Source organism: Stenotrophomonas sp. P5_B8, assembly GCF_054049855.1.
This window is the reverse complement of the sequence record NZ_JBFULO010000165.1, coordinates 1-7,922: the sequence shown is the minus strand read 5'-3', so window position 1 is coordinate 7,922 and position 7,922 is coordinate 1. Positions and strand designations below refer to the sequence as shown.

Below are 7,922 nucleotides of genomic sequence, written 5' to 3'. Positions count from 1 at the left end.
AGGCGCCCACGAGCCCCCATGGACGGGTTTACGTGCGTGTCCCGGGCGCGGCTGCCCGCCTGCCTCTGCACAGTTTCACGTATGCGGATCGGAGATCGAGGGCGCCGCTTGATCAGGCTTGGTCGAGCGCAGCACGCAGCGGCGCGAGGAAGGACTGTGCGGTCTGTGCGGCAGCACCTGCATCGGCACCTTCGGCAAGTGCGGCTACCAGGGCGCTGCCTACTACGACGCCGTCGGCTTCGACGGCCATGGCCGCGGCGCTGGCCGCATCCTTGATGCCGAAGCCGGCCACCACCGGTACCTGCGAGCGGCTGCGCAGGTCGCGCAGGCGGGCGCTGGCGGCGCTGCTGTCCAGACGGTCGGACGCACCGGTCACCCCGGCGAAGCTGACGTAGTAAAGGTAGCCCTGGGCCATTGCGGACAAGCTGTCCAGCCGCGCATCGGCGGTGGTCGGCGAGGCCAGCAGGATCAGCGCCAGGCCGGCGGCGGTGAAGATCTCACGGGTTTCAGCGGCCTCTTCCGGCGGCAGGTCGACCAGCAGCACGCCATCCACGCCGGCGGCGATCGCGGTCTGCGCGAAGCGCGCGGTGCCGTGGATCTCGACCGGATTCAGGTAGCCCATCAGCACCACCGGGGTGGTGGTGTCGTCGCGGCGGAAGGCGGCCACGGTTTCCAGCACGTAACGCAGCCCTGCCCCGCGCGCCAGCGCGCGCTCGGAGCTGCGCTGGATGGTGGGGCCATCGGCCATGGGGTCGGAAAACGGCACGCCGAGTTCGATCACGTCGGCGCCGGCGGCGGCCAGCGCATGCATCACCGGCACGGTGGCCTCCAGGCCCGGGTCGCCCGCGGTGATGAAAGGAATCAGCGCCTTGCGGCCGGAGGCGCGCAGGCGGGCGAAACAGGCATCGATACGGTCCACGGACATTTCAGGCACATCCTTCAATCAGTTCAACGGCGCCGCTGGCGCCCCAGTACAACTTCGAAATCACCCCGTCGACGATCTCCAGCCGGATCGCAAGATCCGAACCGGGGTCCTGCCAGGTGAGGTACTCGCCGGTTTCAGGATCGTAAGCGTGCGGCTGCGCGGTGCTGCCCCTGGGCAAGCGCTTGAGCGCTTCGGCACGCGACATGCCCAGGCGCAGCCCGAACGGACCAGGCTGGGTGATGGTCTCGTCCGAACCGTCGAGCAGGGCCAGGTCGAAGCGCGCCACATGCCCGTCATCGACCATCATCGACACGCCTTCGGGCAGGCTGCCGCGCTCGTAGTACTCGCAGCTGCCGAGCTGGCCGCCCTCGCTCAGGCCCGCCGAATGCCATTGCGCATCGGCAYCCTCGGCGCTGAAACGCTGCCCGATCACCACGTCGCCGGCATGGTCCAGCGCTACCGAGACCACCGCGGGTGCGGCGTCGTTGTCGGTCGCTGTGGGCGCGGGCTCGGGATCGTCTTCGATCGGGCGGTTGGCGATGTCATCGTCGTTGCTGGCCGGCACCTGCGCCGGTGCAATCGCCGCCGGGGCCGACGGCGCGGCGGGCAGCAGCGGCGGATCCGGCGGGGTGCAGGCAGTCAGGCCGACCACGATCAGCAGCGCACTTCCCTGGCGCAGCAGTGGGTTCACAGCATCAAGCCCTCGCGGGCGGCGATGGTATGCACGTCCTTGTCACCGCGACCGGACAGGTTGCACAGCACCAGCTTGTCGCGGGGCAGTTCGCGCGCCAGCTTGATCGCCTGCGCCACCGCATGGCTGGATTCCAGCGCAGCCAGGATGCCTTCGCTGTGCGCCAGCTGGTGGAAGGCGGCCAGGGCTTCGTCGTCGGTGATGCCGACATACTCGGCCCGGCCGGCGTCAGCCAAAAACGCGTGCTCCGGGCCGACGCCAGGGTAATCCAGGCCGGCCGAGACCGAATGGGTCTCGGTGATCTGCCCGTCATCGTCGCAGATCACATACGTACGGTTGCCGTGCAGCACGCCGGGGCGACCGGCGGCGATGGACGCGGCGTGGCGACCAGTGTCGATGCCATCACCGGCCGCTTCAGCGCCGACGATGCGCACCTGGCGATCGTTGAGGAAGGCATGGAACAGGCCGATCGCGTTGCTGCCGCCGCCGACGCAGGCGGTGATCGCGTCGGGCAGGCGGCCGTAATCGGTGAACATCTGCGCCCGGGCTTCACGGCCGACGATGGCGTTGAAGTCACGGACCATGCGCGGGTACGGGTCCGGGCCGGCCACGGTACCGATGATGTAGAAGGTGTCGCGGACGTTGGTGACCCAGTCGCGCATCGCTTCATTGAGCGCGTCCTTGAGCGTGGCCGAGCCGGAGGTCACCGGCACCACCGTCGCGCCGAGCAGCTTCATGCGGTAGACGTTGATCTTCTGCCGCTCGATGTCGGTGGCGCCCATGTACACCACGCATTCCAGGCCCAGCCGCGCGGCCACGGTCGCGCTGGCCACGCCGTGCTGGCCGGCGCCGGTCTCGGCGATGATCCGGGTCTTGCCCATCCGCGCGGCCAGCAGGGCCTGGCCGATGGTGTTGTTGATCTTGTGCGCGCCGGTGTGGTTCAGGTCTTCGCGCTTGAGCAGGATCTGCGCGCCGCCGACCTGTTTGCTGAGGCGTTCGGCGTGGTAGATCGGGCTGGGCCGGCCCACGTAGTGGGTGAGGTCCTTGTCGTAGGCGGCGATGAAGGCCGGATCGCGGCGCGCCTGGTCGTAGGCGGCAGCCAGCTCCTGCAGCGGCCCGATCAGCGTTTCGGCGACGAAACTGCCGCCGTAGCGGCCGAAATGGCCCTGGGCGTCGGGGTAGGCGTGGAAATCAACGATGGGGGATGCGGACATGTCGCGACAGCCGGTGGAGACAGGCTGCCAATTTAACGCACCTGTCATGACAGGAATATCGATAATATCTCCGACAACCTGTCAGGAAAACTCACATGACCGACAGCCCCCTGCCGCCGCTCAACGCCCTGCGCAGCTTTGAAGCGGCCGCCCGCCTGGGCGGGGTCGGCCGCGCCGCCGAAGCCCTGCACGTCACCCATGGCGCGATCAGCCGACAACTGCGCCTGCTGGAGGATCACCTGGGCGTGGCCCTGTTCGAGCGCGACGGCCGCGGCCTGCGCCTGACCCGCGCCGGCGACATCCTGCAGGCGGCCTGTGCGGGGGCTTTCGGACAGATCCGCGAGGCGGTCACGGTGCTGCAGCGCCAGCAACGCCCCGAGGCGCTGGTGCTGGGGTGCAGCGGCAGCATCCTGGCGCGCTGGATGATTCCCCGCCTGCAGACGCTGCAGGCCGACCTGCCCCAGCTGGCGCTGCATTGGTCGGCCCAGGACGGCAGTTTCACCGATGCACAACAGGCCCTGGACGCGGTACTGCTGCTGGCCCAGCCGCCGTGGCCGCGGCGGTGGCAGGTGCGTGAGCTGGCCCCGGAACGGGTCGGGGTGGTGGTCAGCCCGCAGCACCCGGCGGCGGCACGGCTGCGTCAGCACCCGCCCTCTGCACTGCTCGGCGAGCCGTTGCTGCACACCACCTCGCGGCCGCAGGCGTGGCCGGCCTGGGCGGACGCACACGGGGTGGACCCAGCCCGGTTGCAGCTGGGCACTAGCTTTGACCACCTGTATTACCTGCTGGAGGCGGCGGTCGCCGGGCTGGGCGTGGCGATTGCGCCGGAGCCGTTGGTGGCCGACGAGCTGGCTGCCGGACGCCTGCTGGCGCCGTGGGGGTTTGGCGCCACCGGCGGGTTCTGGGTGCTGGCGACACCGGAGGGTGCACCGGATCCGCGGGTGGATGCATTGGCCGAGTGGCTGGCCGCGCAATTGGCGCGCGGCTGACGCGAGCCCGCGATTGCCGACCGTAGATCCACGCCATGCGGGGATGCCGGGCGGCGCGTGGCGCGTTTTCCTGAAGGGCCATGCTGCTGCACAGAGAGCAGCCACGCATGGCGTGGCTCTACCGCAGTGCGCGGCGGGCGTCAGCCGGCGGTCGGGGCGGCCAGGCGCTGTTGCACGTCTTCGCGGAGGCGCGCGAGTTCGACTTCGGCCTGCTGGCGCTGCTGCATGCCGTCGCGGTGGATGCTGCGCACCTCTTCGACCGTGGCGATCAGCTGCTCGTGCACGTGGCGCAGCGTGGCCACGTCGATCACCGCACGCTGGTTGGCCTTGGCGGTGTCCACTGTGGTCTGGCGCAGCAGGTCGGCGTTGCGGCGCATCAGGTCGTTGGTGGCATCGTCGATGGCATTGGACAGCGCCACCGCGCTCTTCTGCTCGCTCAGCGACAGCTGGATCGCGAACTGGCGCTTCCACGACGGGATGGTGATGTCACGGACCGTGTTGAACTTCTCGATCAGCAGGATGGCGTTGGCCTGGATCAGGCGGATCATCGGCAACGATTGATCGGCCGCGTGCTGCATCACCACCAGATCGCCGATGCGCTTGTCGAGCAGGCGGATTGCGTTGTCCAGTTCGCCCTGGCGGATGCGCACCTGCGGATCGTCCTGGCCGAGCGTGGCCTGCTGCTCGCTGCGCAGCTCGCTGATCCGACGCTTGCCGGCGGCGATGTGCAGGCCCAGCGCGTGGCGCTCCTCGCGCACGATGTCGTGCATTCGGTCGAACTCGCCCACGCGCTGCRCCATCAGGGTCTGCTGGCTGCCCACATCACCCATCAGCTGCTCGATCTGGCGATTGGTATCGCTGAACTTCTGCACCAGCTCGCCCTTGGAGGCGCGCAGCTTGTCGATCAGCCCGCCGATCACCGGCACCTTCGAGCGTTCGGCCAGGCCATCGAGCTTGAGCGAACGCGCAATGCGCACCACCTCGCCCAGCTTGTCGCCGCTGGCATCCAGGTCGCGGTTGCGCACCTGGTCGAGCAGCTGGCTGGAAAACGCGGCGGTCTTGGCGGCCGCATCGCGACCGAATACCTGCAGGTTGCCGGGACGGATATCTTCCAGGCCACGGCCGATCGCGTCGATCTTCGGCAGGTCGTCACGACCCAGGCCGAGCGCCTGCAGCGCGGCATCGTCCAGCGCATCGACGGGGGTGACAGACAGCGCCTGGGTGTCCTGCGGGTCCTGGGTCATCGGTGGATCTCCATGCTGGGCGGCGGCCGTCGGTGGCACACCGGTAAGAACAGGGGGTTCATCGGAGTCTAGCCTGCGCCGAGGCGACCTCGGCGGCGATCTGCGCCTGCAGCGCCGCGGCCTGCTGGTTGTGCCGGGTCTGATCCTGCGCCTGCCGCGCCAGGGCGGCTTGTCTCCACGCCGGCAGCAGCACATCGGCGATGCGCCGGAAGCGCGCCAGCAGCGCGTCGTCCTGCGCCTGCAGCAGCTGCCATTGCCCCCCTTCGCTGCGCTGCAGTGCCGCCAGCCGGCGCAGGTGATCCAGGCGCTGGGCGAACACGGCGTGCTGTTCGGTATCGGGCAGGCTGGGCAACTGCAGGCTGCCAGCGTCGATCCAGTGCTCCAGCGCGACGGCGGCCTGTTCGGCGGCCGCGATCGCGCTCTGGCGCTGCATGGCGCGGGCCTGCAGCGCACGTGCGCGGTCTTCGGCCTGCACCAGCAGCACGCCCAGCTGCGGTTGCAGCGCATCGGCATCGCGCTGGCGCTCAACGTCGCGACCCAGCAGCCGTCCCCACCAGCCGGCCCGGCGACGCAGCTGCGCCGGATCGGCCGATTGCAGCGCCAGCGCGATCCGCGCCAGCACCTCGATCAATCCAGCGGCGCTGCCGTCCTCGCTACCGCTGCCCTGCCCCTGCGCATGCCGTGCGATGGCATCGAGCAGCGGCTGCGCATACGCCGCCAATGCCGCCACCGTCCGGGTGTCGCCATCGAGCTGCGCGGGCGCGGGCAAGGGCACGGTCATGCGTGGGCGTCATCCACCGAGGTGTCGTCGCGCGGCGGCACCGCCGATTCGCCGTAGAAGTGGCGCATCAAGGCTTCATCCAGCGCGCGCTCTTCCGGCGTGCTGGCCCGGCGCGGTCGCAGCCGCTGGCGCGGTGCCGGCTCGGCGTCCATCTGCTGGCGCACCCAGCCGGCCAACAGGGCCAGCGTCTCGCCGGTGCGCACCTGCTGTTGGTGCGATTGCCCAAGCAGCTGCAGCAGCGGTGCCAACCCGGCCTGCAGGCCATCGGCGAGCGGTTCGGCCAGCGGCGGCGCGGGGGTGGGTGACGCGGCAGCGACCGGTTCTGCGCGCGCGACTGACAGCCGTTCCAGCGCCGACAGCAAGGCTGGCCAGGGCGCCGGTTCCACCTCGGCCTGCGGCGCCGGCGGCGGCAACTGCAGCGCGCTGGCGATGTCGGCCARCTGCGCCACCATGCGTCCCCCGACATCGCTGTCGCCGGCGCCCATGGCCTTGTTGCGCAGGAAATCGCGCTTGATCTGCTGCCAGCGCGCCAGTTCCTCCCCCTGCAGCAGGCCGCGCAGTTCAGCCAGCTTGAGCAGGTTCTCCTCGGCGCCGGTGGTGAGCAGCTGGGCTTCGCCGAGGTAATGGTCGGAGACCAGCTGCTGGAGCTCGGCCTCGTTCATCACCGGGGAGATCTTTTCCGACAGCTTGTTCATGTTGCGGTAGCTGCCCTGCAGCCGGAACGGCGGTTCCGTGCGGTAGCGGTCGTCCTGCGCGGCGCTGGCGATGTACCGCTGGTTGACCCGGTAGACCACGTCGCGCACGCGCAGCATGCGCTGCAACGTGGCCACGATCTCATTGACCTCCGCGCCACTGTAGGCATGGCTCAGCGCGTTGGTGGATAGCTCCTTGCCCATCGCACGTTCGACCAGCAGGTACAGGTCGGCCATGTCGCGAGTGGCCAGCGGCGCCAGCACCGGATTGGAGGTCAGGCTGTTTTCGATGTAGCTCAGGGTGAAGGCATCTTCCATGCCGCCGAGCACATCGCCAAGGTTGTAGATATCGGCGCGGTTGGCGAGCATGTCTGGAATCTTGAACACCTCGCCGGACTCGGTATACGGGTTGCCGGCCATGACCACGCAGAACTTCTTGCCGCGCATGTCGTAGGTCCGGGTACGCCCGCGCCACACGCCCTCGATGCGGCGGGTGCCGTCGCACAGTGAAATGAACTTCTGCAGGAACTCCGGGTGGGTGTGCTGGATGTCATCGACATACAGCATGGTGTTGTTGCCCATCTCCAGCGCCAGGTTGAGCTTTTCCAGTTCCTGCCGCGAGGTGGCGTCCGGCGCCTGCGCCGGGTCCAGCGAGCGTACCTCGTGGCCGAGCGCCGGCCCGTTGATCTTCATGAAGACCAGGCCAAGCCGGTGCGCCACGTATTCCATCAGCGTGGTTTTGCCGTAGCCCGGCGGGGAGATCATCATCAGCAGCCCCATCAGGTCGCTGCGCTTGTTCTCCCCGACCGTGCCCATCTGCTTGGCCAGGTTGTCGCCGATCACGCCCAGGTAGACATCGTTGATGAGCTTGTTGCGCACGAACGAAGACAACGGCCGTGCCTTGAACTCGGACAGGCGCAGGGTATCTCGTTCGCGCGCGACGATGCGCTGGCGTACCGCCTGGTAGGCGTGGAACGCCGGGACGAACACGTCGTTGTGGTGCTGCAGGCGGGCCAGGAAGTCATCCAGCGACAGGTTCATGCGCCCCTGCACGATGCGCGGATGCTCGCCCAGCAGCCCGTCAACGCTGACCAGCAGGGCCGTCTCGCTGGCGCGGGTGCGCAGTGCCCGCTGGACCAGCAGCAGTGCTGCCGCTTCGTCGGCGTAGCCGGCATGGTCGGTGAAGGCCGCAGTGCGGCACAGCGCGCGCAGCCACTGCCCGGCCAAGGCCCAGCGCGTGGTCAGCCCATCCTGCTCGCGCTGCAGCGCGCGCTCCACGCTTTCGCGTTGGCCCGCGGCCTGCAGCTGCTGCCCGAGCGCGTCCAGCAACGCCAGCGCGTAACGGCTGCTGGCAAAGACCGGCTCGCCGGCAGACAGTTCATCGCC

Annotated in this window: 7 protein-coding genes; 1 reads left to right on the top strand and 6 read right to left on the bottom strand. The window is 69.2% G+C overall.

The features are described from left to right. Positions 1–112 precede the first annotated feature (112 nt). Genes trpA through trpB form a run of 3 tightly spaced genes read right to left on the bottom strand, consistent with a single transcriptional unit; the run spans position 113 to position 2,830 of the window. A complete protein-coding gene (gene trpA / locus ACXJKH_RS10825) occupies positions 113–919 on the bottom strand; it encodes a tryptophan synthase subunit alpha (protein WP_256774729.1) in 807 nt (268 codons plus the stop codon). A gap of 7 nt (positions 920–926) precedes the next feature. After that, the gene (locus ACXJKH_RS10820; RefSeq protein WP_457319431.1) at positions 927–1,616 is read right to left on the bottom strand and encodes a hypothetical protein; all 690 of its coding nucleotides are present in this window, start codon (positions 1,614–1,616) and stop codon (positions 927–929) included. Beyond that, complete coding sequence (gene trpB, locus ACXJKH_RS10815) at positions 1,613–2,830, bottom strand: tryptophan synthase subunit beta (RefSeq protein ID WP_256774626.1); 1,218 nt, start codon at positions 2,828–2,830, stop codon at positions 1,613–1,615. Before trpB ends, ACXJKH_RS10820 begins: the two co-directional genes overlap by 4 nt. 95 nt (positions 2,831–2,925) lie before the next feature. On the opposite strand from trpB, the gene ACXJKH_RS10810 reads away from it, so the two are divergent. Further along, a complete protein-coding gene (locus ACXJKH_RS10810; RefSeq protein ID WP_457319430.1) occupies positions 2,926–3,819 on the top strand; it encodes a LysR family transcriptional regulator in 894 nt (297 codons plus the stop codon). Between the two features lie 140 nt (positions 3,820–3,959). On the opposite strand, the gene ACXJKH_RS10805 is transcribed toward ACXJKH_RS10810, so the two are convergent. From ACXJKH_RS10805 to ACXJKH_RS10795, 3 genes are all read right to left on the bottom strand, one after another. Beyond that, on the bottom strand, positions 3,960–5,063 hold the full coding sequence (locus ACXJKH_RS10805) for a toxic anion resistance protein (RefSeq protein WP_457319429.1): 1,104 nt from the start codon (positions 5,061–5,063) through the stop codon (positions 3,960–3,962). A 58-nt stretch (positions 5,064–5,121) separates the two neighbouring features. Next, a complete protein-coding gene (locus ACXJKH_RS10800) occupies positions 5,122–5,844 on the bottom strand; it encodes a hypothetical protein (protein WP_256774623.1) in 723 nt (240 codons plus the stop codon). Beyond that, positions 5,841–7,922, bottom strand: a 2,082-nt coding sequence (locus ACXJKH_RS10795; RefSeq protein ID WP_457319428.1) for an AAA family ATPase, incomplete at its 5' end; no start/stop codon positions are given. The genes ACXJKH_RS10800 and ACXJKH_RS10795, both read right to left, overlap by 4 nt.